Annotated in this window: 14 protein-coding genes and 1 riboswitch; of the genes, 9 read left to right on the top strand and 5 right to left on the bottom strand. The window is 61.7% G+C overall.

Going from position 1 to position 24,189, the window contains the following annotated elements:
• Positions 1-30: 30 nt before the first annotated feature.
• The 4 genes from LKK40_RS04300 to LKK40_RS04285 form a co-directional block, all read right to left on the bottom strand.
• Positions 31-1,377: a metal-dependent hydrolase family protein gene (locus LKK40_RS04300; RefSeq protein ID WP_304309455.1), complete on the bottom strand. Its 1,347-nt coding sequence runs from the start codon at positions 1,375-1,377 to the stop codon at positions 31-33.
• A 169-nt stretch (positions 1,378-1,546) separates the two neighbouring features.
• Positions 1,547-3,925: an energy-coupling factor transporter ATPase gene (locus LKK40_RS04295; RefSeq protein ID WP_434735147.1), complete on the bottom strand. Its 2,379-nt coding sequence runs from the start codon at positions 3,923-3,925 to the stop codon at positions 1,547-1,549.
• 181 nt (positions 3,926-4,106) lie between these two features.
• Positions 4,107-4,760, bottom strand: a complete 654-nt coding sequence (locus tag LKK40_RS04290) for an ECF transporter S component (protein ID WP_434735134.1) — start codon at positions 4,758-4,760, stop codon at positions 4,107-4,109.
• 4 nt (positions 4,761-4,764) lie between these two features.
• Positions 4,765-4,927, bottom strand: a riboswitch (FMN riboswitch).
• 146 nt (positions 4,928-5,073) lie between these two features.
• Positions 5,074-5,853, bottom strand: coding sequence for a nitroreductase family protein (locus LKK40_RS04285; protein ID WP_304309453.1), 780 nt, complete (start codon positions 5,851-5,853; stop codon positions 5,074-5,076).
• Positions 5,854-6,088: 235 nt separating this feature from the next.
• On the opposite strand from LKK40_RS04285, the gene ppgK reads away from it, so the two are divergent.
• Together ppgK and LKK40_RS04275 are read left to right on the top strand one after the other, a co-directional pair.
• The gene (gene ppgK / locus LKK40_RS04280; protein WP_304309451.1) at positions 6,089-6,862 is read left to right on the top strand and encodes a polyphosphate--glucose phosphotransferase; all 774 of its coding nucleotides are present in this window, start codon (positions 6,089-6,091) and stop codon (positions 6,860-6,862) included.
• A 117-nt stretch (positions 6,863-6,979) separates the two neighbouring features.
• Positions 6,980-8,176: a pyridoxal phosphate-dependent aminotransferase gene (locus LKK40_RS04275; RefSeq protein ID WP_304309449.1), complete on the top strand. Its 1,197-nt coding sequence runs from the start codon at positions 6,980-6,982 to the stop codon at positions 8,174-8,176.
• 184 nt (positions 8,177-8,360) lie between these two features.
• On the opposite strand, the gene LKK40_RS04270 is transcribed toward LKK40_RS04275, so the two are convergent.
• Positions 8,361-10,568 (bottom strand): glycosyltransferase, encoded by a 2,208-nt coding sequence (locus LKK40_RS04270; protein ID WP_304309537.1) that lies wholly within the window; start codon positions 10,566-10,568, stop codon positions 8,361-8,363.
• Positions 10,569-10,699: 131 nt separating this feature from the next.
• Here LKK40_RS04270 and LKK40_RS04265 point away from each other — a divergent pair, with 131 nt between their 5' ends.
• The 7 genes from LKK40_RS04265 (at position 10,700) to LKK40_RS04235 (ending at position 24,033) form a co-directional block, all read left to right on the top strand.
• Entirely contained in the window at positions 10,700-14,392 is a 3,693-nt protein-coding gene (locus LKK40_RS04265) for a tetratricopeptide repeat protein (protein ID WP_304309448.1), read from the top strand.
• A 224-nt stretch (positions 14,393-14,616) separates the two neighbouring features.
• The gene (gene ligA, locus LKK40_RS04260; protein WP_304309446.1) at positions 14,617-17,214 is read left to right on the top strand and encodes an NAD-dependent DNA ligase LigA; all 2,598 of its coding nucleotides are present in this window, start codon (positions 14,617-14,619) and stop codon (positions 17,212-17,214) included.
• A 99-nt stretch (positions 17,215-17,313) separates the two neighbouring features.
• Positions 17,314-18,522 (top strand): P-loop NTPase, encoded by a 1,209-nt coding sequence (locus LKK40_RS04255; RefSeq protein WP_304309444.1) that lies wholly within the window; start codon positions 17,314-17,316, stop codon positions 18,520-18,522.
• A gap of 153 nt (positions 18,523-18,675) precedes the next feature.
• Positions 18,676-19,461, top strand: coding sequence for an ABC transporter ATP-binding protein (locus tag LKK40_RS04250; protein ID WP_304309442.1), 786 nt, complete (start codon positions 18,676-18,678; stop codon positions 19,459-19,461).
• Positions 19,439-20,737 (top strand): ABC transporter permease, encoded by a 1,299-nt coding sequence (locus tag LKK40_RS04245; RefSeq protein WP_304309441.1) that lies wholly within the window; start codon positions 19,439-19,441, stop codon positions 20,735-20,737. Before LKK40_RS04250 ends, LKK40_RS04245 begins: the two co-directional genes overlap by 23 nt.
• Before the next feature lie 8 nt (positions 20,738-20,745).
• Entirely contained in the window at positions 20,746-21,417 is a 672-nt protein-coding gene (locus LKK40_RS04240; RefSeq protein ID WP_304309438.1) for a TetR/AcrR family transcriptional regulator, read from the top strand.
• 858 nt (positions 21,418-22,275) lie between these two features.
• Entirely contained in the window at positions 22,276-24,033 is a 1,758-nt protein-coding gene (locus LKK40_RS04235; RefSeq protein WP_304309436.1) for an ATP-binding cassette domain-containing protein, read from the top strand.
• Positions 24,034-24,189 lie beyond the last annotated feature (156 nt).

Below are 24,189 nucleotides of genomic sequence, written 5' to 3'. Positions count from 1 at the left end.
GGTTAATGAACGGCAGCAGAGCAACCGTCTCTAGAGACGCTCGTCAAGCATCGTGTCGATGTCGTCGAAGCGCTTGACCTTCGGCCGCCACACCGGGCGTCCTGCGGCGACCACGAGCTTTGGCGCGGTGAGCGTGCGCAGATCATGCGTCGGGTCGGCATCGAGCACCAGCAGATCGGCGGCCTTGCCGACTTCGATGGATCCGGTCTCGTCGCCGATGTCCAGAATCTGGGCGTTGACCTGCGTCGCGGCGTGCAGCGCCTCGGCCGCAGTGAAGCCGGCGTAATGGGCGAGCAGATACAGTTCGCGCCATGTGGCGTACTGGGTGACGAAGGTCATGCCAGTGTCGGTGCCGACGCCGACGCGAATGCCGTTCATATGTGCCTGCCGTGCAGCGGCGAGCATGCCTTCGGACACAGGCTTGGAATTCTCGTACTGGATTTCGGTGATGCCTGAGACATCGCGCGGAAAAGCGTTGATTGACATGCCGGCGGACAGTGTGGGAATGAGCGAGGAGTAGCCGTGAAGCGAGTTGGGGTTCTCGTGGAACAGGGCGATCAGCTCGTCGTCGAGGGCGCTGCCGTGTTCAATGGTGTCCACACCGGCCGTCAGCGCGTTCTTGACGCCTTCGGGGCTTTGGGCGTGCGCGGCGACCAGAAGTCCGCAGGCGTGCGCGGCGTCGCAGATCGTGCGCATGCTTTCGACATCCATCTGCGGGCTTCCCGCCTCGCCAAGCACCTGCGAATCGGTGATGCCGCCGGTGGCCGCGATTTTGATGGCGTTGACGCCGTGATCGATGTTCTTTTCCACATTCGTGCGGGCGGACTCTTCGTCCTCGCATTCCAAGGCCACCAGCGGGGCCCCGTGACCACCAGGCGAGGCGAGCATCGGTCCGGAGGCGAAGATACGAGGGCCGAGCATCTTTCCGGCCGCAATCTTGTCGCGCAGCCCGACCGCCACATATCCCACGTCGCCGACGGTGCGAATCGTGGTGACGCCGGAATTAAGCAGCGTGTCAAGGCCTGATACGGCTTTCCTGCGGATATAGGAACGGCCTACGGGAGTGCGAGTCAGTGCAGAGAGCAGGGCCTGACCTTTCGGCGTGGCCTGCTTGGGATTGATGGGCTTGCCATCGGCGAAGAGATGCACATGCATGTTGATAAGCCCTGAGGCTACGAATTTCTCGGAGGCGTCGATACGATGGTAGCCCTGCGGCACGCCGATCTGCGCGCTGGGCATGACCTGCGAAATGCGCCCGCCCTCGTCAATGACAATCGTCATATCCGTGAGCGTGCGGCCATCCTCATCGCCGGTGACGATGTTCGTATGCTCAAGGGCGAACGGTTCGACAGTGGTTGTTCGCTTGCGTATCGCCATAGTCAATCTCCTTCGAAAGTCGCGAGGTTTTCGTTCACTGTATCACCTGCATATGGCGTTGCTGCGCCTGCGGCGACACGCAGGCGCAGCGTGCAAGCGGCGTGCGGAAAGCTTCGAAAAATGGTGGAAACTAACGGAAAACTGCGCAGAACGATACCGATCGCAGCAGTTACATCAGCCCCAGTACGACGAGGGCCACGATGTAGACCGCCGCAAGGATGCCGAACGCGATATCGCGAGCTTTGACGCGCATCAGCCGCCAATGGGTCCGGCGCGCGCCCTCCTCGTAGCAGCGGGCATCGAGGGCGAGGCTCAGATTGTCGGCGTGACGCAGCGTGCCTGCGAATACGGGGACGATGATTGCGCTCATCGCCTTGATTCTCCGGGCGGGGGAGCCGGTTTCGATGCTGCCGCCGCGCGCCGACTGCGCGTCCATGATGGCGCGCGTCTCACGCCCTAGAATCGGCAGGAAGCGCAGCGCCAGACTCATCACCAGCGCCAGCTCCTGCGTGTGCATGACGCGATGCAGCGGGGAGAGCAGCGAGCCGAAGCCGTCGGCCAGCGCGGTGGGAGTCGTGGTTTCGAGCAGTACCGCGCCGAGGATGACCACTAGCGCGAAACGGCATATGTACAGCATCGCGACGCTCAAGCCATCCGTGGTGATAGGCACGGACGCGATGGTGAACAGCGTGGCTCCCGTGCGTACGAAGAACACGTTGAGCAGTCCCATCATCACGAACAGAGCCAGGAACATATGAATCGAGGCGAGCAGACGCAGCGGGCTGATGCGTGCCGCTGCGACGATGCCGGCCACCAATATCGCGCTCAGCGCCAACTGCACGGGAGTGTGGATCATGAACGCCGTGAACATGAGGGCCAGAAAAGCCACCATCTTCACCCTCGGGTCGAGACTGGCCACGAACGATGCCGGTCGGGCCTCGCCTTGCTCGCCTTCTTCGACGATCGAAAGCGGTGTGGCCGCATGCTCCGGAAGCGTGATGATGCGGCTCGCCAGGGTCTGCGCCTCCTCAAGTGAATGGGTAATCATGACGATCGTTACGCCGCGATCATGCAGCGCGTGCACCAGCTCGTGAATGCGCGCGCTGGCTGCGGTGTCAAGGCTGGCTGTCGGCTCGTCCATGATGAGGATGCCGGGCTGGCATGCGATGACCCCGGCGATGGCGGCCAGGCGCTGCTGACCTCCGGAGAGGCTGGCAGGGGAGCGCTGCGCGAGATGGCTGATGTGCAGCAGCATCATGGCATCCTGCACGCGGCTGGCGACCTCGGCTGGCGCAAGATGCTGGTTCGAGGGTCCGTAGGCGATGTCCTCGGCCACGGTTTCGGCGAACAGCTGTCGTTCGGGCCGCTGCATCACCAGCCCCACCTGACGGCGCAGCTCCTTGCGGGCGCGTCTTGACCGTGTGGCCGGGTCGATACCGGCGATGCGGATTGTGCCGGCGCTCGGCTTCTCCAGAGCGGCTAGCAGCCGGGCGAGCATCGTCTTGCCTGAGCCGTTACGGCCCATGATGGCTACCGTTTCGCCGGGTTCGATGGTCAGCGACAAGTCGTCGAGAGCTGCATTGCTGGCATTCGCATAGCGCATCGAGACATGGCTCACCTCGATGGCAGGGCGGTCGACGTGGGCCTGCCAATCGGCCGTCATGCCGTGCCATGCGGTGCTGTGCGAGTCGTTGGATTCAGGGTCGCGGTCGGCGGCTGTGGTGGCTGTGACATGGGTGACATCGGGTTTGGTGTCGGCGTCGAGCGGCGCAGCGGCGGGCTGCGTAATGGTCGTATCAGTAGCCTTCGCATCAGCAACCGTTGTATCAGCAACGATGCGGCCATGCTCCATGCGAATGACGCGGTCGGCGTGCGCGGTTTCGCCGTTGCGATGCGTAACATGCACGATGGTGGTGCCGCGCGCCTGCAAAGCATCGAGTATGCTCATGACCTCGGCTTGCGCCAGGGAATCGAGCATCGCGGTGGGTTCGTCAAGCACGATCATGGACGGAGCCATTGCCAGCGTTCCAGCGATGGCAATGCGCTGCTGCTGGCCGCCGCTCATATGCGCGGGATCGCCGTGGCGGTATGCGGCCATATCCACGGCCTCCAGCGCCGCGTCGAGACGCTGGGCGATGACAGGGCGCGGCAGGCCGAGGTTCTCCGGACCGAACGCGATATCGTCTTCGACCACGGTGGTGACGATCTGATCCTCGGGATTCTGGAACACCGCGCCGATGCCGTGGCGGGCTTGTCGGTACGCTTGCGGGTCGGGCTGCGCTCCGTCGAACACCTGATGCCCCAGCAGCTGCACGGTGCCGCAGTCAGGTGCGACCAGCCCGGCGATGATGCGAGACAGGGTCGATTTGCCCGAGCCATTCGGCCCGGTCAGGCAGATGCGCTCGCCGGGCCGAATCGTCAGATCGATGCCGTCCAGCGCCCAGGCCTTGCCACGGTCGTAGCTGAAGCGCACACCGTTCAGCTGCACGGCGTGCAATGTCGGGTTCGGCAGCGAGTCAGTGGATATCAGCGGTTTTGTAGATATCAACGACTCCCCGAGTATCAATGACTCGGCGGGTGCCAACGGCTTAGTGGATATCGCAGACTCGGCGCGTCCGGACAATCCAGCATCGCATGCTGCTACTGCCGCTGATGATAGCGCAGCATCCGATAACGCCGTGGCAGCCCGCATGGGCCGCGGCTGTGCAATCACATTCGTCATGCGGCGCTCAGCGATGCAGTAGGTTCGAGACGGGCTTGTAGATCAGATATGTGACAACGCCATCGATTGCGAACTTGATGAGATTGAACGGCAGCAGCACCGGCACGATCAGCGCGGCGACTTGCGCGATGCTCATATGCGCGTAGATCGGCGTGACGACCAGATTGCCCAGAATCGCAACGGCCAACGCGCACAGCGCTCCGAGCAGAATGCCTGCGATAGCACCGCCTTGGCTGCGGCGGTACTTGTAGACCAGCGCGGCCGGTACACTCAGCGCCAGGGAGACCAGCACCGCCATAAGCGTGCCCCACGGGTCCATCAGCAGATGCGGGGTGAAGCCCAGCACACTGACGATGGCTGCGGCCGAGGGGCCGAAGGCAAAGCCGGCGATGAGGCAGACGATGCCCGAAGGGTCGTATTTGAGCCACGGAACCCCGGGAATGATCGGGAATTCGACGAAACTCGTGGCCATGGCCAGCGCGACGAACAGCGCATAGATCGCGATGCGCCTGGTCGACCAGCGGCCGGAGTCGGCGACTCCGGTGTCATGCGCATTGCGCGCGGCCGTCGACTGCGCTGCAGGGTCAGCACCTGAAGGGTCCGTCGAAGTTGAAATCGGTGATGACGCCGGGGTATTTCCGGCATGCGAAAGGTCGCTCATATGAGCCTCGTTTCTTCCATCCGGACTGTAACCGTTGGCCCCGGATTCTCACCGGATCAGCCGCTTGACGCGGGTCGCGGGCTTCTTCTTCACCGTTATGGCCGCCATGATGACGCCGGAATGGAAGTTACCGCCAGTAAGGATTTTCACCTTCCCTGAAACTTGCGAGTCCCTTTATACCCCTCGCCGGGGCGTCATGCAAGAGGTATCTCTTCAGGCGGATGAGAGCGGGTGAGATGAGTGGGGATGGAGACAAATGAAATAAATGAGACAGGTGAGGCGGCGGGTGGACGCAGTGCGGCAGGTTTCAGGCCTACTGCCGTGTGAACAGGCCGCCGTCGCCCCAGGTCCAGCTGCCGGAGCCGGCTCCGATCTGGAAATGGAGCTTGGCTATCCCTAGGTCGTTGAAGGCGTGGTTGTCCTGCGCCTGATAATCGATATGCGCGGCGGCCGTGTCGTCTTCGGCGTTGTAGGAGAACCATGCCGGCTGCAGATTCCTGGCGCTCGGGGCCTTCATCGCGGCTTCGACGCCTGCGGTGAACCACGCGGGCGCAAGGCGGCGATCCTCGTCGTTCATCGAGCGGGTGAATTCCTCGAAGGATTTGCTTGTGCGATGCGTGCTCTGCACCTGCACAAGGTCCTCGTAGCTGCGCTGCGCATAGTCCTCGTGATGCTCGGGATATCCGATGGCCGCCACGAGGTAGAGCTCTTCGCCGCCATTGATGCTGCAATGGCGCTCCACCTGCTCGCGGTCTATGCTGGCGGCCACCCAGCAGGCGCCCAACGAGCGTTGTACGGCGGTGAGTATGATGCGCTCGCCGTAGAATCCGGCCTTCTCTCTGGATTCGTTGTCGCCGCGCGGCCCCACGATGGCCAGATAGTTCGCGACATTCGCGAAGCGCCCGGAATCGACGGCTGGGCCGAAGGCCTGTCGCTCGTTGCGGATGAGCTGTAGATGCAGGCCTGACAACGTGTTCACGGCATCAAGGGCCATGTCGAGCTGGCGGGCCATGTCTTCGTCGATGGGGGCGGGGTCATAGCGACGGACGGCTGAACGGATGTTGATGGCGTCAATGAGCTGGGTGTACGACATACTTTGATTATGGCGCAGATCGGCATGCATGGCATCTAGGAAACGCCGCCGAAGAGCGAACGAAGCCTCCTGCGTGTCAGTTTTCGCGCTGTTCTGCGGTCCTGTGCGAGCATGGATGCAAACGTTAGCTTGTTTTCAGATATCGGCAGCGTGTCGGGTGCAGCGTGTCGGGTGCAGTGCGCGCTAGAATCACGGATATCAGCAATGAATTTGCCATCCTACAGAGAGGTAAGAGATGATAGAAACAGCACAGGCGTTTGGCGTCGATATCGGAGGCTCGGGCATCAAGGCCGCGCCGGTCGATCTGGAACAGGGCCAGTTCGCCGAACCGCGTCTGAAGATTCTTACGCCCGAGGTCTCCACGCCGGATTCGGTGGCGCAGATCGTGCGCCAGCAGCTTGATCATTTCGAGGTACCCGAAGATGTCCCGGTGGGCATCGCCTTCCCCGCGCCGATCAAGCCCGGTCACAAGCTCGATTTCATGGCCAACCTCGACCAGTCGTGGATTGGCGTGGATGTGACCGAAGTGTTCTCTCAGGCGTGCGGTCGCCCGGTCACCGTGGTCAACGACGCTGATGCCGCAGGCCTGGCCGAGCAGCATTTCGGCGCGGCGAAGGGCCAGAACGGCTTTGTGATCGGCACCACGCTGGGTACGGGCATCGGCACCGCGCTGATCTACAACGGCGTGCTCATCCCCAATAGCGAGCTGGGCCATATCGAGCTGCCCAAGGGCAAGGGCGACGCCGAGAAGTGGGCGTCCTCCGCTGTGCGCGAGCGGGAGGACCTGGGCTATAAGAAGTGGGCGAAGCGGCTGACCAAATACTACGGTCTGCTGGAAACATATCTGAGCCCGGATCTCTTCGTCGTCGGCGGCGGCGTGAGCCGCGTGAGCGAGAAGTTCCTGCCCTATGTCGATATCAAGACCCCTATCGTTCCGGCCAAGCTGCGCAACGCGGCTGGCATCGTCGGCGCTGCATACTATGCGACGACGAAATGGAACGGGCAGTAGTCGGTAGTACTTCTGCATGCTTGTGAACGCAAGGCCGCTGACTGTTGTCGGCGGCCTTGCTGCATTGCGGACATCCGTAACGCCCACGAATTCGCGGCGCACAGCTAGGCTGGGCGTGTGCGTTTTTCTTCACGAGTGGATATCAGCGATCCCAACCCCATAGCCCGGGCCGAGGCACAGGCTGCTGCCCAAGGTGTGGCGCTGGACAAGCTCAACGATTCGAATCCCACACGTCACGGGCTTGGCCCCGCCGCGATTCCCGGCGTCTACGCAGCGCAGCCGCGCGGACCTCGCCAGGCACGCGAGGCGCTGGCGGACTTCCTTGGCTTACGCGATACCAGTGCTGGTGCCAGTGCGGGCGCTGCTGCTGGCGCTATCGATCCCGACCGGCTCTATCTGCTCAGCTCGACCTCGCAAGCCTACTCCTGGCTGTTTAAACTCTTGTGCAATCCCGGCGATATCGTGCTTGCGCCCAAGCCGGGGTACCCGCTTATCGAATCGATTGCGCGCCTGGAATGCGTGCGGACGCGCGAATACCAGCTATGCTTCGATGGCTCATGGTTCATCGATGCGGCGGAGCTGAAAACACTGCTCGACGGTCCGGAAGGCCCGCGCATTCGCGCCCTAGTGCTTATCAACCCGAACAATCCCACCGGGTCGTATATCAAGCCGGAGGAACGCGGCGCGGTGCTGGAACTGTGCCGCGAGCACGATATCGCGCTCATCGCCGACGAAGTGTTCTTCGATTATGCGCTTGAGCCCTTCGCGGGCAATGCACGCTTGGCTGGCGAGCGCGGCGTGCTGACCTTCGCCTTGGATGGCTTCTCCAAGATGTTGGCCGCGCCGCACGCCAAAGTGGGGTGGATTCAGGTCTCCGGGCCGCAGCCTGATGTGGATGAGGCCCTGCGCCGGCTCGATGTGATCGCCGACGACTACCTGCCGATGAGCGATATCATCGTCAACCGTATCCCGGAGCTGCTGGCCGCCGTGCCTGCGCAGACCAAGCGCGTCCTGCACAGGACATCGGCCAATCTAGCGGCCCTGCACACGCTGCTGGATGATGACGCCAATGGCTTGGTGTCCGTGCTGCGCGCGGAAGGCGGGTGGAACGTGCTGCTGCGGCTGCCGGCCGTGCTGGACGAGAACGATGTGGTGCTGGCGCTGATTCGAGATCAGCGGCTTTCCGGCCAGCCCGGCTATTTCTTCGATATGGCGTCGAACGGCTACCTGGCGCTGTCGCTGCTGCCTGAGCCGGGGGAATTTGCGCGGAATGTGCGGGCAGTGCTCGCCACCGTTGCGAAGCTGCTGGGCTGAGCCGCACGGGATGATGCAATCGGCGTGTAATCCTAGTACTGTCGTCACGCTAGCAGGGTGGTTTGCGTGACGACAGTACTAGGAATCGGATGTTCTAGTATTAACGTCACGCTAACGGGGTGATTTGCGTGACGAGAATACTAGAATTCGATCGATCAGAGTCAGCGAGACGTGGGAGCCATCGTCACAACGCCATGAACCAGGAGCGCACGCTGTAGTAGAGCGTCGGATACGTGTGAATCAGCGCGTCGTCGCGGCCGGGGACGAAGAAGGACAGCAGCGTTATCGTGATGCTCGCGAGCATCAGCGCCAGCAGTGCGAGGCGTACGAACCAGAGCGCGGAGCATGGTCGGCAGCGGCGTGGCTGGTAGCTGGCTGCGTTGCGATTCGCAAGCGTCACTGTCTCGTGCGCGTTCGGAACATCAGGAATGCTAGAAACACTAGGAATACCCGACGCGCCAGAAATGCCCGGAAAAACGAGAACCGCAGCATCTGTCTCCCGCAGCACCACCAGCATGACGGCGATGGCCGCAAGGGCGAACAGCCAGCCGAAATCGGTCATATAGCGCCAGCCGAGTCCGCCTCGCGCGGCATCCACCAGCATCAGCACCACAGCCAGCGACAGGCAGCCCATCAAGGTGCCCCACAGCCCTGACGCGTGCAGTCGGCGCCGTAGGAACGGCAGCGCCCAAGCCAGCAGCAAGACCGGGCACAGCATGAACAGCCCGCCGACCAGCGGCTCCGTGTACGCCCATCGGGCCAGTGGAGTCGGGGAGAGCGCCAGGAAGGGGAAACTGCCCGTCGCGCGTAACGGCAGCAGCAGATAGTAGCCGGCGATGGACAGGATATTCGCCGCTGACGGGGCATAGTGCGTCATGTCGGCGACCGTGAGCTGATAGGCGTCGCCGAATATGAACGGGGAGCCGAAACGCACGGCGTTATACGCGCCGATTGGCACCACCATGAGCAGCGCTGGCACCAGCACCGCACAAGTCGCGCGCAGTGTGCCGGTTTTCGCGCCCGGGCGAGCATAGCGCCACACGGCCGCGAGCTGCTGGCGAAACAGCGGGAAGCCCAGCAGCGCAATCAGCGCGAAGGTCGGCCGGCACCCGATGTTGGCGGCTATGCACAGGCTACCTGCGGCCAGATGCGGCAGCGATATCGCCGGCGCATCACCGATGCGCCACACGAATCGCCCGTGGTGCTTCGCATCGCTCGCCCCGATCCAGAACCACAGGCCGAGCGCGCTGAGCAGCAGCGAAGCGGCGAAAGGCACTGAATAGAAATTCATCCGCAGCCCCAGATACGCGACATTCGACCCGATCAGCACGAGCAGCAGCGCCATCGATGTGGCCGCAATCGAGGCGTGCGGGGCGAGCCGGCGCACCAAACGGACAATGAGCAGGCTGCCGGCGATGATAAAGCCTGCTACCAGCACCAGCACCGCAGCCGAGGTCGGCAGCATCGCCCCTCCCGGCACCCACAGCGAGGAAATCGCGCGGTAAGGCATGAATAGCAGCACGGCAGGCAGCACGCCGAAATAGGAGAACCAATGACCCTGATAGAACACGTAATCCCAGTAGATCGGGCTCACGCCCTGCGCCAGCAACTGCTCGCGCGTCGTCGTGTCATAGGGGTTGGCGGCGGCCGCCAACTGCTTGGGCACCGGCAGATCGAGCCAAGTACGGCCATGCAGCAGCGCATCGGCCATATGCCCATACTGGTCGAAATCATAGGTATACTCGCCCGGCAGATGAAAGCTCAGCGGGGCGGCGGCCCGCAGCCGAGCGACCACGCCCACTGCGGCAACAGCCGTCACCGCCAGCAGCGGCAGCGCGAAGGCGAGCCGCTGACGCACGCTATGCGGATTCAGCGTGATACGCCACAGCGCCGATCCCGGCCTCCACGCAGCGATAAGCAGCATGATTGTCGCCATAATGGCGACTCTGAGCCAGTCGAACTGGAATGGCACGTGCGCGTTGGCGCGGACTGCGCGAATCGCGATCAGCGAGCCGGCAGGCTCCTGCAGCCACAGCCGTATGCTCGCTTTGGCATCGGTGCGCAGATACAGGGATTGCGGCACGCTCAGATCCACCGACTGCGAACGACCGGCGCGCCCATCCGAATCCAAGCGGACACGCGCTGCAAACAGCACGGCGTTTCGCCCGTTCGCGTTGTGCGATTCGCTCGGCACGGACGCCGGATCGATGCGCGCGTAGGATGACGAACCGTCCGCGGCGAGCTCAAGATAAGCCCCCGTAGGGTCGGTCACCTTGAGCAGCCCGTCAGCGGTGCGAGACACCCCTGGGCCCATCGCGTTGTACACGCCATCGGAATCGGTACTGGCGGCGATGGTGGTCCAGAACGGAAGGTTGAAGGCCACGCATTCCATCATCACAATCAACGCCGCCGCCAACAGGGCGCGCAGCCATGTCCGGCGGTGCCTTCGTAAGAGTCTTATGCGTGCGATCACCCCATTATTCTATAAGCATCATGTCTGAGTGGATTGGAACAATGAGGCACATGCCTGAATTCATCCACGATACGAACGAGCGTGCCCGCTCATGGCGCGGATCCGCCATATTCGCGAAGCTGCGAGGCGCGGTCCATGCTCTCGGCGTGGCGGATGACGGCGGGCGGCGTACGGGCGACAATCAGGGCGCTGGCCCCTCGACCTCCTCGCATGACGGAGTCGGTGGTCTGCTGGACGATTTGCGACAAGGCGCGTTGCTGCTTCCCGCACTGACCAAGCATCGTATGTTCACGCAATTCGAAGGCATCCCCAGTGCCTTGGCATTGGGCTGGGCGCAGCTGCCGCAGAGCAACGGCCAGGCTTTCTCGCTCGGCGTGTTCATGGGCGAACGGCATTTCGCGCAGATCGCGCTCGCCGATGCCAAGGGACGGGTGTTCGTCGGCATCGATCCGGCTATGGACACGCACGGCATGGAGCCCTGCCTGCTGTTCGGCAAGGAAGGGCTTTCCCACCTGCCCGAGGGTGCCCGGCTGGGCAACGACGGCATGGCGCATGGCTTGTCGCTCGCATCGACCTTGCGGCGATTGAAGGCGTCGACGACGCGTAACGAGAACCAGCGTGCCGTCGACGTCGTGCGCGGCGGCATCGTAGGACGCGACGCGAGCGGGCAGATGACGTGGCTCGCCTCATGGCTCAAGCATGACAACCGTTACACGCTTGAGCAGTTGCGCATGAAGCTGCCTGAATCGATGCGCTTTGATCTGGAATATCGCGATGCCATCGCTATCGCTTTCTTCGCTGCCTATCTGCTGGTGCAGCTTGGTGGTCAGCTGATCGGCTTCGGCTCGGGTAACATCTTCCGCCGGCTCAATCGGGAAGCTCCTATGGGTGCCATCAGGCGCTGCGTGCGCGATATGAACGATGCGCGCTCGCGCGGTCTGCGCGTCTCGGGATTGGAAGAATATTTCTCCGATCTGATGGAGCAGGCTGGCGCATTGGAGCCTACCCCAGGGCTTGAAGCGGTGCATGGGGCTGAGCCGCTGCATCTGTATACGTCGAGCTATTCGGGAAGCTACTTCTTCGCGTGGGATTCCTCGATGGAATTCGCCCCTGCGCTCAAATCGCTGCGCATCGAAGGTAATCTCAACCGCTTCTCCTCGGTCAGCGGATGGCTGGAACGCAACGCGCGCATCGGTGCCACGCCGATTGAAGATACGGTGACCCGTATTCAGGCCGCGCAGATCGATCTGGCGCTGCTCGAAGACCCTGCCTTGGGCGCGTTGGGTTTTGACGACCAGCAGGCGGCTGATTTGGCTGGCGACGATGGCATACGAGCCATCGAGCATATGGTCGATGCGGCGCGTGAGAGCGCGCAGACGATTGCCCGGGAGTCGCCCGACCCTGCTGGCGGCACGGACGCTAGCGGTACGGATTCTGCTGGTACGGATGCCGGTCTGGGCTCGGAATGGGTGGTACGCCAGACCTTGGCGACGCTGCTGCGCCAGTTGAAGCTGCCATATCGCTTTGATGTGGAATTCCGTTCGAATCTGAGCGCGGGCAACGCCGCCTTCGCTTTTACGACCGCAGGCGCATCGATGATGCCTTCGCAGCGATATGACAGTAAGACGCGCACATGGGCGCAGACCAGCCCGGAGGAACGTGCGGCGATGAGCGCCGACTACAATCTGCGCGTCGGCCTGATCATGGCGGCCCTCGGCTTTGGGGCCAATCCCCATATCCGCCAGATTTCGCTGCATATCGATTCCATCGGCTTGGAGGAAGCCGTCGCCGAGCAGGATAGCGCGATTACGCAGATGATGAATCAGGCGCTGAATGCCTTCGAGCGCATGCGTGCGCCCGATCTGCGCTTCGACTCGTCCAAGGCCGACCCCAAAGACGGCGACGTGCACGGGGATCCCACGCGGGCGAATACAACGCCCGCCGATGAGGAACTGCGGCATCGCGGAGAGAACCCGACGAACCAGGGTGACACGGAATCGGGCATTCCTCCGGTGGCTGGCGACGGTGCGAATGCCGCTGCTGCGGGTGGTTTGGCGGACGACAACGCGGGCAATGCCGCGGGCATCGATGGGATTGCTGCCGGGCATGACTACGAAACTGGCCACGCGGCTGATCACACAACTGGCCACGCGGCTGGCAGCGAAACACCGTCTGAGAGCGGACAGCAGCGCAGCGGTCAGTCACAGGAGCCACAGGCGGGTGATGACAAGGCACAGCAGGAGCAGGGCACGCAGCCTTCGATCGATCGGCAATTCGAGGATCTGATGCAGGGTGTGGCCTTCCCCGATATCGACGAGATGACCTTCGACACGATGGGCGGCGATACGGCCCATGACATTGCAGCCGCAGGCGATGGCGGCCAGACCGGTGGCGGCGATCCACTTGAGGCGTTGCGTCGCAACCCCAGCGTGCGCACCCTGGCTACAGTCACTTTCACGCGCGAGGAGCTGCTTGCCCGGCTGCATCAGGATGGGCTGCGCCACCCCGTGGAGACGTATCGCCGCTTCGGCGCGGTCATGGACGCGGACGAGCGCGGCGGGCTGCGGGCCGTCAATGCGGAGTTCAATCTGCGCGACGCGCGATTCTCGCCGCTCGGCTCCCAAGAGGAGCCCGAGCTTTCGGACGTGGATTTCAAGCCAGGCGTGGCGCGGGTGCTGGGCGCCAGCAATACGATATGGCTTTCGATTCAGCGCGAGGATTTGCTGCAGCGTGCGGTCGATGATTTCCATCGCATTGCCGCCGACGACGCGCAGCCATCCGTCGCCAAAGCCCAGCAGGCCATGCGCATCGTTGAAGAGCTTGGTGACCCGGAGCTCGCCGAGCTGGCCCCGCAGGTTGGCAGCGCGCTGATTGATGATCACGACACGCCTGACTTCGAGTTCTCCCTGTCGTCGCGGCTTGATCAGGAGCGAGTCAAAATTCGCGACATGCTGTTCTCCGGGCAGGCGGAGCAGGCTTTGCAGCACTTGGGCGAGCAGGTCGATCAGCTCGACGAGATGTTCGCCGCAGGTGATGGCGTGCCGCGCTATTTCAATTCCTATGCGGAGCGCGTGGTCTACAACCGTCTCTTCGCCACGCCCGGCGAGCGCACGGTGCTCATCCCCGACAACCTGTTCTACGCGCATATGGAGCTGGCCGACGTGCTCGCGCAGCTCAAAGGGGCGAAGGAATCGCTGCCGCAGCTCAATGCGATGGTGTCCTATGCGCCGACCTATCCGCTTTCGCATATGAAGCTGGCCGTGCAGCTGGCGCGCAATGAGGACTGGGATTCCGCCCGGGCCGCGTGTCTGAACGCGCTGCGTGTCGCGCTGGATCGCAACGACGCCGCATTCGCGTATTATCGCTTTGCTTACGCCGAGTGGATGCGCGACGAGTTGGATGTCGCAACGGCCGCTTACATCATGAGCGATCATATCGCCTCGGGAAGCATTGGCTCACTGGATGCGGAGTTACACGAGCTGCTTGCCCGTGCGCAGTCGCAATGCGTCATAGTGCCGCATGACGTGGAGCAGGCGCAGCAACTGCTCGCCGCGCACGGCCTGCCGGTCTGGCCGCATACCGAGGCTGCCGAAATCGTACGCGATGCGGCGCGGGTATGCGTCGACAACGCCATGTTCGTTCCGGCGCGCACGCTGTCGGTCGCTGCGGCGCGGATGAATGATTCGGACGACGACGGGATCGACATGGCGCAGGCGCAGTTCCTGCGTTCGCTCAACACCTGACTGTGCGCACTACTCTCGTCGCCCGTTGCGTAGTGCGCACGAAACAAACATACTCGGCGTTAATGGCTATGGCATGAACCTTGCTATTTTGCCATTGTGATGGAAAATTACCTTGGTTCTGATGTTCACTTCGCACGCACTACGCGAATCGCGGCATGCGTAGTGCGCATATACAATCGTGAGAGACAATCCATATCCACGTAAGACACACAGGTGAGACGACTATGAGCGACACGACACGACAGCGGGCGCAGGCTACGTTGGATTTCGACGGAGCCGCTGCCTCGGACCGGCCCGAACCCGGCTCGGCGGCATGGATCGCCGCGCTGCAGCCGAGTGATGCCGATGCGCTGCAGCTTGATGATCTTGACGTAAGTGCGATGAGCGCCGAGGATGCCGCCCGATTGTGGGCGCGACTGGCTTCATGGGTGGAATCCGACCAGATCGCCTATTACGTGAATGACGCTCCGGCCTCCTCGGATGCTGCCTATGACGCGCGCATGCGCTGCCTGCAGGCCCTCGAAGCCGCGTTCCCAACGCTGGATTCGCTGCAATCGCCGACGCATCGCGTGGGCGGCTCGTTCTCGAATGATTTCGCCTCGGTGCGCCATCCTTCGCAGATGATGAGCCTGGACGACGTGTTCTCCATTGAGGAGCTGCGCGACTGGTACGATTCGGTCCGCCGCGATCTCGACTGGCCGGAGGGCAAGCCGCTGCCGATGACCTGCGAGGTCAAGATCGACGGGCTGGCATTAAATCTCATATACCGTAACGGTGTGCTCGAACAGGGCCTGACGCGCGGCGACGGCGTGACCGGCGAGGACATCACGATGAATGTGCGCACCATCGCCACGATTCCCGCCAACCTGGCTGGCGAGGCCAAGGATATTCCCGAATTCGTGGAGATACGCGGTGAGGTGTTCATGCGCTGGGATGATTTCCGCACGCTCAACGAGCGCAACGAGGATGAGGGCAAGGCGCCATTCGCCAATCCGCGCAACGCCGCAGCCGGCTCCTTGCGCCAGAAGGACCCGCGCGTCACCGCCACACGGCGGCTGAGCTTCTATGCTCATGGTTTGGGGCAGCTGCGCTGGCCGGGCGGCCGGGTGCCGCAGGGCGCAGACCACGTCGAGGACCAGTCGCAGGCGTATGAGTTGTATCAGACCTGGGGGATTCCGGTCTCCCCGCATAATCGCGAGGTCACCGATTTCGACCAGACTCTGACGATGATCGACTATTACGAGGAGCATCGCGGCGACATCGAGCACGCGCTTGACGGCATCGTGGTCAAGGTCGACGATCTGGCGCTGCAGCGCACGCTGGGTGCCACGTCGCGCGCCCCGCGCTGGGCGATTGCGTACAAGTACCCGCCCGAGGAGGTCAACACCGAGCTGCTCGACATCCAGGTGCAGGTTGGGCGCACGGGCCGCGTCACGCCGGTCGCGATCTTGAAGCCGGTGCTGGTCGCTGGTTCGACCGTGTCGCGCACGACGCTGCACAACGCCTTCGAAGTCAAGCGCAAGGCTGTGCTCATCGGCGACACGGTGGTGGTGCGCAAGGCCGGCGATGTGATTCCCGAACTGGTAGGGCCGGTATTGAGCCGACGCGAAGGGCGCGAAGATCAGCTGCGCGAATTCGTGATGCCCAAGTATTGCCCATCCTGCGGCGCAGTGCTGGCACCCACCAAGGAGGGTGACAAGGACATCCGCTGCCCGAATGTGGAGGCCTGCCCGGCCCAGCTCACCGAACGCATCATCAGCCTGGCCTCGCGCAAGGCCTTCGACATCGAGCACTTGGGCGAGCAGAGCGCTGTGGCGCTGACTAATCCGGAGGAGAACCGGCCGAGTTCGGCGGACACGTATGCGCCGAATCTGCGCGAGATAACCGTTGCTCCGGGCGAATCGCCGAAATCGTATGAGCCGGTCGAAGGGCTGGAATTGCCGCCTGCGCAGACGCCGGTGCTCACCAGCGAAGCGGGTCTGTTCGCGATCACAGCCGAGGACTTGCGCAATGTGTACGTCTGGCGCGAGGCACCCATCATCGAAGTGAACGAACGAACCGACGAGGCTGGGCGCAAGCACAAGCAGCGCCGACGGGTCGGCAGCTCGGGCCTGTGGCATCGGGTGCCGGCGTTCTACAACCAGAGCAAATCGGGCGAAATCGCCGCCAAGCCCTCACGCACCACGCTCGCCATGCTTGACGAGATTCAAAAGGCCAAAGACGCCGACCTGTGGCGCGTGCTGGTAGCACTGTCGATCAGACGGCTCGGCCCTCCCACCGCGCGGCTGGTGGCTACGAGGCTCGGCTCGCTTGAAGCCATCGAGCAGGCCAGCGCCGAGGAACTGTGCGACATCGACGGCATCGGGCCGGAGATCGCCCAATCCATCGTGGACTGGTTCGCTGCCGCGCATACGCCCGGCGACTGGCGTGGCGCGATTCTCGCCGCATGGAAGGCCGCAGGGGTCGGACGTGGCGTCGAGACGAACAATGCGCCGCAGACGCTGGCCGGCAAAACGGTCGTCGTCACCGGTTCGCTTGAGGATTTCAGCCGTGATTCGGCGAAAGAGGCCATCATTGAGCACGGTGGCAAGGCGGCCGGTTCGGTGAGCAAGAAAACGGATTATGTCGTCATCGGCGCGAACGCTGGCTCCAAGGCGGGCAAAGCCGAGGAACTGGGCCTGCCGATGCTTGACGAGGCGCAGTTCAAACGGCTGCTAGAGACCGGCGAGCCGGGGGAGGCAGATAGGGCGGCTGGTGAGTCGGCGGGTGATTCGGCAAGCGATTCGGCGGAGAAATCTGGTGAGTCGGCGGGTGAGCAGTAAGGCTTGCGAACGGCTGGGAATCCGGCTTGGCGAATCGCTCTGGCATGCCGCGCGTCGAGGCGCTAGGGTGGTTGGGGCGAATGACACGAGGAGGCTTGGATGACGCACACGCAGCCTGAATCACTGGCAACGCGCAATATCGAGGCGGAGCTGTACGAGCGCCTGAGCAAGGTGATCGACCCGGAGCTGGGTCGTTCCATCACCGATATCGGCATGATTGCCTCCATCAAGGCGACACTCGCGGCTGCGCCCGGCGCAACCGGCCTGACAGCGGTTGCTGATGTCACTGACGTTAGTGGTAATGCTGCCTCCGGCCTTGCTGACGCTGGCGACACCTATGACGTGACGGTGAAAGTCGAGCTGACCGTCGAGGACTGCCCACTCTCGCAGACCATCACCAACCAGATCAACGGCGCAGTGGCCTCGTACCCTTACGCGACGCTCATCCCGCATATCGAAGTGTCGTCGATGAGCCGCGACAAGCTCGCCGATCTCGTGGCCGGGCTCAAGGCCGAGCGGCGGCAGAATCCGTTCAACAAGCCGGGCATCAAGACGCGCATCTTTGCCATCGCCTCGGGCAAGGGCGGCGTCGGCAAGTCCTCGGTCGCGGCGAATCTGTCCGCCACCTTCGCGGCCCTCGGCTACGACACGGCCGCCATCGACGCCGATATCTACGGCTTCTCACTGCCGAAGCTGTTCGGTGTGCACACCCAGCCCACGAACCTCAACGGCATGCTTATGCCCGTCACTGCGTGGGGCGTCAAGATGATTTCCATCGGCATGTTCGCCGGCTCCGAGCGCGCGATTCTGTGGCGGGGCCCACGGCTGCAGCGCTCCTTGGAGCAGTTCCTCGCCGACGTGTGGTGGGGCAGCCCCGACGTGCTGTTGCTCGATCTGGCCCCCGGCACCGGGGACATGGCGATTTCCGTGGCGCAGGCGCTGCCCAACGCCGAGCTGGTCGTAGTCACCACGCCCCAGCCCAGCGCCTCCGACGTGGCCGTGCGCTCCGGGCTCGTGGCGTTGCAGGTACCGATGAAGGTGCGTGGAGTCGTGGAAAACATGAGCTACTTCGACCATAACGGCGAGCGGCTGCGGCTTTTCGGAGAGGGCGGGGGAGCGCGCGTCAGCCAGCAACTGACCGAGGCGCTCGGCACCGACGTGCCGCTGCTCACCCAGCTGCCGCTGCAGCCCGAGATACGGGAAATTGGCGAAACCGGACGCCCAGCGGTTCTGACGCCCGAAGGCGCGCTGGACTCAAGCCCGCTGGCCCAATCCTTCGAGGCCCTAGCGAAGCGACTTATGAGTTGAGCTTTCCAATGATGAAATTTGACAAGACTCGATCATGCCATACACTAAGTGAGTACTCACTCACCTAGTGATTGGAAGTGACATGGCGAACATGACCGCGACTACGACCACGATGATTACGACCACAACTGGCCACGAACGGCGGCAACGCTGATGACGCAATCAGATACCAACAGGCCGGGCGGCGACAACGCCGATGATGCCGCCGTAGTGACCGTCTCGCATGTCTGCCAGAACTACAGCAAAACCGAAGTGCTGCACGACGTGAGCCTAGAGATCAGGCGTGGGGAGATAGTCGCGCTTATCGGGCCGAGCGGTTCGGGCAAGACCACGCTGGTGAGCGCCATCATGGGGATGCTCGCCCCGCAGTCAGGAACGGTGCATGTGTTCGGCGTGCACATGCCCAACCGCATGCTGCTCGGCAGCATCGGCTACATGGCGCAGAATGATGCCCTATACACTGACTTGACAGCCTTGGAGAATCTGCGATTCTTCGGCACTGTGCTCTCGATGAGCAAACAGCAGCTGCGTGCGGCGATTCCGCAGGTAGCAGGCGTCGTCGGGCTAGCGAAAGACCTGCATACCCGAGTCGGCAACTTCTCCGGAGGAATGAAGCGAAGGCTGTCCCTCGCCATCTCGATGATAAGCAATCCGCCCATCCTGATACTCGATGAGCCTACCGTCGGCATCGATCCCGAACTGCGCAGGCAAATTTGGACCGAGCTGCGCCGATTGGCAGGCGGGGGAAAGACGATTCTGCTGACGACGCACGTCATGGAGGACGCGCAGCAATCGGACCGTCTCATCATGATTCGTGACGGCATGAACATCGCCGAAGGCACGCCTGACGAAGTCGTCGAACAGTTCAGCGCGCCAACGCTTGAGGATGCGTTCATCGCGGCGGGAAAGGGACAAGATGCGCACCATAGCAATCATTAAACGAGTCATGCTGGAAATGGTGCGCGACAAGCGCACACTGGCGCTCATGCTCGTCGCGCCGCTGCTCATTCTCACGTTGCTGTATTACCTGTTCCAAGGTGTGGGAACCACCAGTGCCGACCTTGGCGTGCGGGCGGTGGATTCCCGGCTCGTCGTCGCGCTCAAATCCGACGATCTCGCCGTGTATACGGTGCCTGCCAGCGGCAACGATGCGAGCATAAGTGCCGAGCGCATCATCAGGGACAACGATTACGCAGGATTGCTCGAGCAGCATGGCAGCACGTTGACACTCACGTTGGCGGGCGATGACATCAGCAAGAACACGCTTATCGAGCAGCGCTTGCATGCCTCGCAGGTAACGCTGCAGGCCAAAGCCGCTGAGACGGCCATCGCCGCGCAGGCCCAGGCATTGACAGCGCTGCAGCAGCAACTTGAGAGCCTTACGTCGATGCTTAAGACGGCGAATATCCCGCTGGCGACTCCTATGCCAGTAGCGTCTGCACGGTCTTCGGCTCCCGCTATTTCTTCGACTTCCTCAGCTCCTGCAAAGACAGCGCCCGCCACGGTTTCGGTTCACTACCTGTACGGCACCAAAGACTCGACCTTCTTTACGAATCTGCTGCCGGTGCTGATGGCATTCGTCGTGTTCTTCTTCGTGTTCATCATCTCCGGTATGGCGCTGCTGCACGAACGTACCACCGGTACGCTGTACCGGCTGCTCGCCACGCCAATCACATTCCGCGAGATCCTTGGAGGCTATCTTGCGGGCTACGGATTGTTCGCCGTCATCCAGACCTGCCTGATTATGCTGTTCGCCATCCAGGTGTTCAAGATCCAGATTCTAGGCGGCCTATGGCTGGTCATGCTTATCAGCATCCTCATCGCGCTGACGGCGCTCGCTCTCGGGCTGCTGATTTCGGCCTTTGCGAAAACCGAATTCCAGATGATGCAGTTCATCCCTATCATTATCATCCCGCAGATATTCTTCTCCGGTCTCATATCCGTTGATTCCATGCCGCGCTGGCTGCAGGTGATTGCCCATATCATGCCTCTGTATTGGGGTGCCACGAGCATGAGCGACGTCATAGAACGAGGGAGCGGCTTCAGCGACGTCGCGTCGCATCTTATGGTGCTTGTGGGATTCCTGATCGTGTTCTTCGCGCTCAATATGCTGACCATGCGCACGCTTCGGCGCTCTGGAACGCGGGGAAAGCTGCTGCGGCGGCTCCGTGGGCCGCATGCGTCACATAGCTCTCGCACGCGGGCGGGAAGGTAGGTGGCGCTGTGGCGCAGTCACGTCAACTGGTCGAGGATGCATTTGCTGCCAGCCTGCAAACGGACGACTTGACCGACAAGCAGCGGGCCGTGCTCACGGCCTGCCTCACGCTGTTCTCACAAAAAGGATTTGACGCCACCAGCACCAAGGACATCGCACAGCTTGCGCACGTTTCCGAGGGAACCGTGTACAAGAAATACCGCAGCAAGCAAGGCCTGCTGGACGCGCTGCTCGCACCGCTGGCCACTGTGGTGGTGCCTCGCCTCGCCAAGGAGTTCATGGGGGAGGTCGTACGGAACGATTCTGCGGACTTTCGGGCATTCCTGGATTTTATTGTGCGCGATCGCATGGCTTTCGCCATATCCAACCGTCAGCTCATTCGCATCATGATCGGCAGAGTGCTCAACGACTCCCAGACGCTCACAGTGGTTCTGGGGCAGTTCTCCGACGCCATCACCGAGACGATCGAGCCGATCCTGAAGCGCTACCAGCAGGCGGGCCAGCTCGTTGATTGGCCCGCCACAACAATCATGCGCACCATCGCCTCCACCGTCATCGGCACCACGATGCCATACATCTTGTTGGGTACGGCGGACCTCGACATCGATTCCGCCACCGTCAAAGTCGTCGATTTCCTCGCGAAGGGGTTGTCGCCGGAGGAAGAACGTCGTCGGAGATGACTCTTAAGCCGTTCGTTCCATGCTGTTTCGCCAATATTCAAGTACACACATCTTGTCTCATATTCATTAGGTGGATTTTCGACGGAATAACTCGAATTGGAGGTTTCGGATCGATACATGACCTTGAGGAATGGCGGAATACCAGTGATCAAGTAAAGCCTCTGAAGGCTTGTACTTCGGCAAGAGCCTAATGAACGAAAAAAGGACCTAATGAACGTTCTGCAGCTATGTTATCGTTCGACGTTCGTCATATGCCTATGCGCGCCGCAGACAAAAGCCGTTCATTAGGTCCTTTTTTCGTTCATTAGGCCTTCGACAAAGTAGTCGCTCTTCTCAGTAGATGGTGCTTTGGCGGAATGAAGCCGTTTTTGGGAATTGATTTGAGGTCACTTCAATGTGGATTGCGATACGATTCGCATAAAAGAGCCTAATGAATATGATGTAGCCATTTGCATTACATGCAGTAGCCGACGATATCCAATATGCACTTAAAAAATAAGTCAGGCACACTTTTTCGACTAGGCCAAAAAGTGTGAGTCGAGCCGTGGTATCGTAAGGTTTGGGATAGAGATTCCTGATATGCCAAGGGGTCTGAATTTTTGGCGAAAGGGTTGCTGACCTTGCTTCTGTGATGAATGACGGATGCGCGAGACGGTTGTGCTGCATACACGACGTTGTCTCGTAGTGCGTGCGCGTTGAGGCGCATTGCCGCGCTCGTCCCATCACATCGCTTCGCAGGCCAAGCCGCATCACGCTGGAATATAAGGGCTGCGAGCCTCAGTTGGGTTCCACCGCATACCGTCAGTATCGTTGAAGTTTCTTGCAATGCGCTATATTCCATGATTGGAGTGACCAACTATGGTGCACCCGCAAGTATTGACATTGAATGACATCAGCTACGAATATCCCAGCTCTTCGACGCCGCTGTTCGAGCATATCAACGTGACCTTTCCCTCCGGATGGACTGCGGTGCTGGGCGATAACGGCATCGGCAAGACCACGCTGATGCAGATTGTAATCGGGCATGTGAAACCTGACAGTGGCAGCATCGCACCGAAACCGGGCAGCCTCATCAGCGCCTACTGCCCGCAGCGCACCGACGAAGCTCCAGAAAACCTTGAGGATTTCGCTATCGACTGGTCGCCGGAAACCTTGCGGATACGCGAGTCATTAGGCATCGGCGATGATTGGGCGTATCGCTACGACAGTCTGTCAGGCGGTGAGGCGAAGCGGCTTCAGCTCGCCTGCGCGCTTTCGCTACGCCCTGACCTGCTGATTCTTGATGAGCCGACTAATCACGTCGATGAACCCACACGTTTGGCCATTGCCGAGGCGCTGCGCTCTTTTAGCGACATAGGCATCGTGGTGTCGCATGATGTGGACCTGATCGAAGCTGTATGCTCGCGTTGCGTGGTGTTCGAGCGGCGGCATATCAAGGGCCGCAATGTCACTGCGATTCTGGAATTCGCCGGCGGGTATTCCGATATGACAGCTCAGGTCGAGCGCCGCGACCGCGCAGCAAGCGATGCAGCAATGAGTGCGAACAAGGAAGCGAATCGCCTGCGGCGCATACGTGCCGAGCGTTTTCAGCAGGTGCAGAAGGCCGACGCGATCAAGCGGCATGGAGAGCGAATCGACCCCAGGGATCATGACGCGCGAAACCGCCGAATCGGAGCGAAAGCGCTGAGTCTGGACGCCAACCCTGCGCGGCAGTATGCACAGTTGGGCGGGCGATTGGCGGCTGCTGACGAGCGTGCGGCGAGCATTGCGACTGCGGCGAAGCGCTATGACGGCCAGATCTGGTTCGATATCGAGCCAAGCCACCGCCGAGAGCTGGTGCATCTGCCTGCAGGGGTTATTTACTATGGTTCTGACATGGTGATAACCGAGCCGAACTCCGAGCAGCATGCGGAGCTGGCTCGATTGCATGTCGTTTCGCAGGGGACTGGCTCGATGTCGGCTGGCGGGGCGACTGATTCGGCTGCAATTAATTCGGCAGCGACAGCAACGCAATCAACGCTGTCGCAAGAGGTAGTAGATATGTCAGGCGCAACGGATTTCCCCCGAGTCGGCGTGGCGATTCCCGTGCTGAGCGTCGGTCCGCGAGATCACATCGGCATCGCTGGCCCGAACGGTGGAGGGAAAACCACGATTGTGAATGCTGTGCTGAAAGGCCTGGGTGATTGGAACGACAAGAGCGTTGAGCAGATTGACCAGAATGATCAGGCCAACTCAGGCGGCGAGGTGCCCTACCTCATGATTGCGCAGAACACCACCGACGATGATGCGAAGCGCGCGTTGGCGCAGTTGCGCGAGTTGCCGAGTGAAGTCAAATCACGGGTCCTGAGCTCCTATGCCCAGCTCAACGCCGATCCGGACCGGCTGACTGCCGGTACCTCGCCTTCACCGGGGGAGTTGCGCAAACTGCTGCTGTGCCTAGGAATCGCACAGCATCCGCAGCTCATCATCATGGATGAGCCGACCAATCACCTCGATCTGCATTCCAAGCAGGCGCTGGCCGCTGCGCTGCAAGCCTACCCGGGCGCACTGATCGTGGTCTCCCACGAACGCTGGTTCCTGCGCCAAGTCGCTTCGACGCTATGGGAAGTCGGCTGACCGAGAGCTGAACAGCAGACATGTGACCGTGCCAGCTGCACGGCACGGTTGGGAGGCAGCACAGACGAAAGGCAGCCCAGTCGGAACACAGCACAACGAAAGACAGCACAAACGATGCCCGGATATAGTGAAGCCCCGGTAGCAAGTAACTACCGA

It is taken from the genome of Bifidobacterium tibiigranuli, assembly GCF_022655035.1.
Lineage (GTDB): Bacteria > Actinomycetota > Actinomycetes > Actinomycetales > Bifidobacteriaceae > Bifidobacterium > Bifidobacterium tibiigranuli_A.
This window is presented reverse-complemented; position numbering and strand designations above follow the sequence as displayed.

Excerpts from the sequence above, each read along its gene's own strand:
- LKK40_RS04300 (WP_304309455.1), bottom strand. The coding sequence starts at position 1,377 with ATGGCGATACGCAAGCGAACAACCACTGTCGAACCGTTCGCCCTTGAG.
- LKK40_RS04290 (WP_434735134.1), bottom strand. The coding sequence starts at position 4,760 with ATGAGCGACCTTTCGCATGCCGGAAATACCCCGGCGTCATCACCGATT.
- LKK40_RS04285 (WP_304309453.1), bottom strand. The coding sequence starts at position 5,853 with ATGTCGTACACCCAGCTCATTGACGCCATCAACATCCGTTCAGCCGTC.
- ppgK (WP_304309451.1), top strand. The coding sequence starts at position 6,089 with ATGATAGAAACAGCACAGGCGTTTGGCGTCGATATCGGAGGCTCGGGC.
- LKK40_RS04270 (WP_304309537.1), bottom strand. The coding sequence starts at position 10,568 with ATGGAATGCGTGGCCTTCAACCTTCCGTTCTGGACCACCATCGCCGCC.
- LKK40_RS04265 (WP_304309448.1), top strand. The coding sequence starts at position 10,700 with ATGCCTGAATTCATCCACGATACGAACGAGCGTGCCCGCTCATGGCGC.
- ligA (WP_304309446.1), top strand. The coding sequence starts at position 14,617 with ATGAGCGACACGACACGACAGCGGGCGCAGGCTACGTTGGATTTCGAC.
- LKK40_RS04255 (WP_304309444.1), top strand. The coding sequence starts at position 17,314 with ATGACGCACACGCAGCCTGAATCACTGGCAACGCGCAATATCGAGGCG.
- LKK40_RS04250 (WP_304309442.1), top strand. The coding sequence starts at position 18,676 with ATGACGCAATCAGATACCAACAGGCCGGGCGGCGACAACGCCGATGAT.
- LKK40_RS04245 (WP_304309441.1), top strand. The coding sequence starts at position 19,439 with ATGCGCACCATAGCAATCATTAAACGAGTCATGCTGGAAATGGTGCGC.
- LKK40_RS04235 (WP_304309436.1), top strand. The coding sequence starts at position 22,276 with ATGGTGCACCCGCAAGTATTGACATTGAATGACATCAGCTACGAATAT.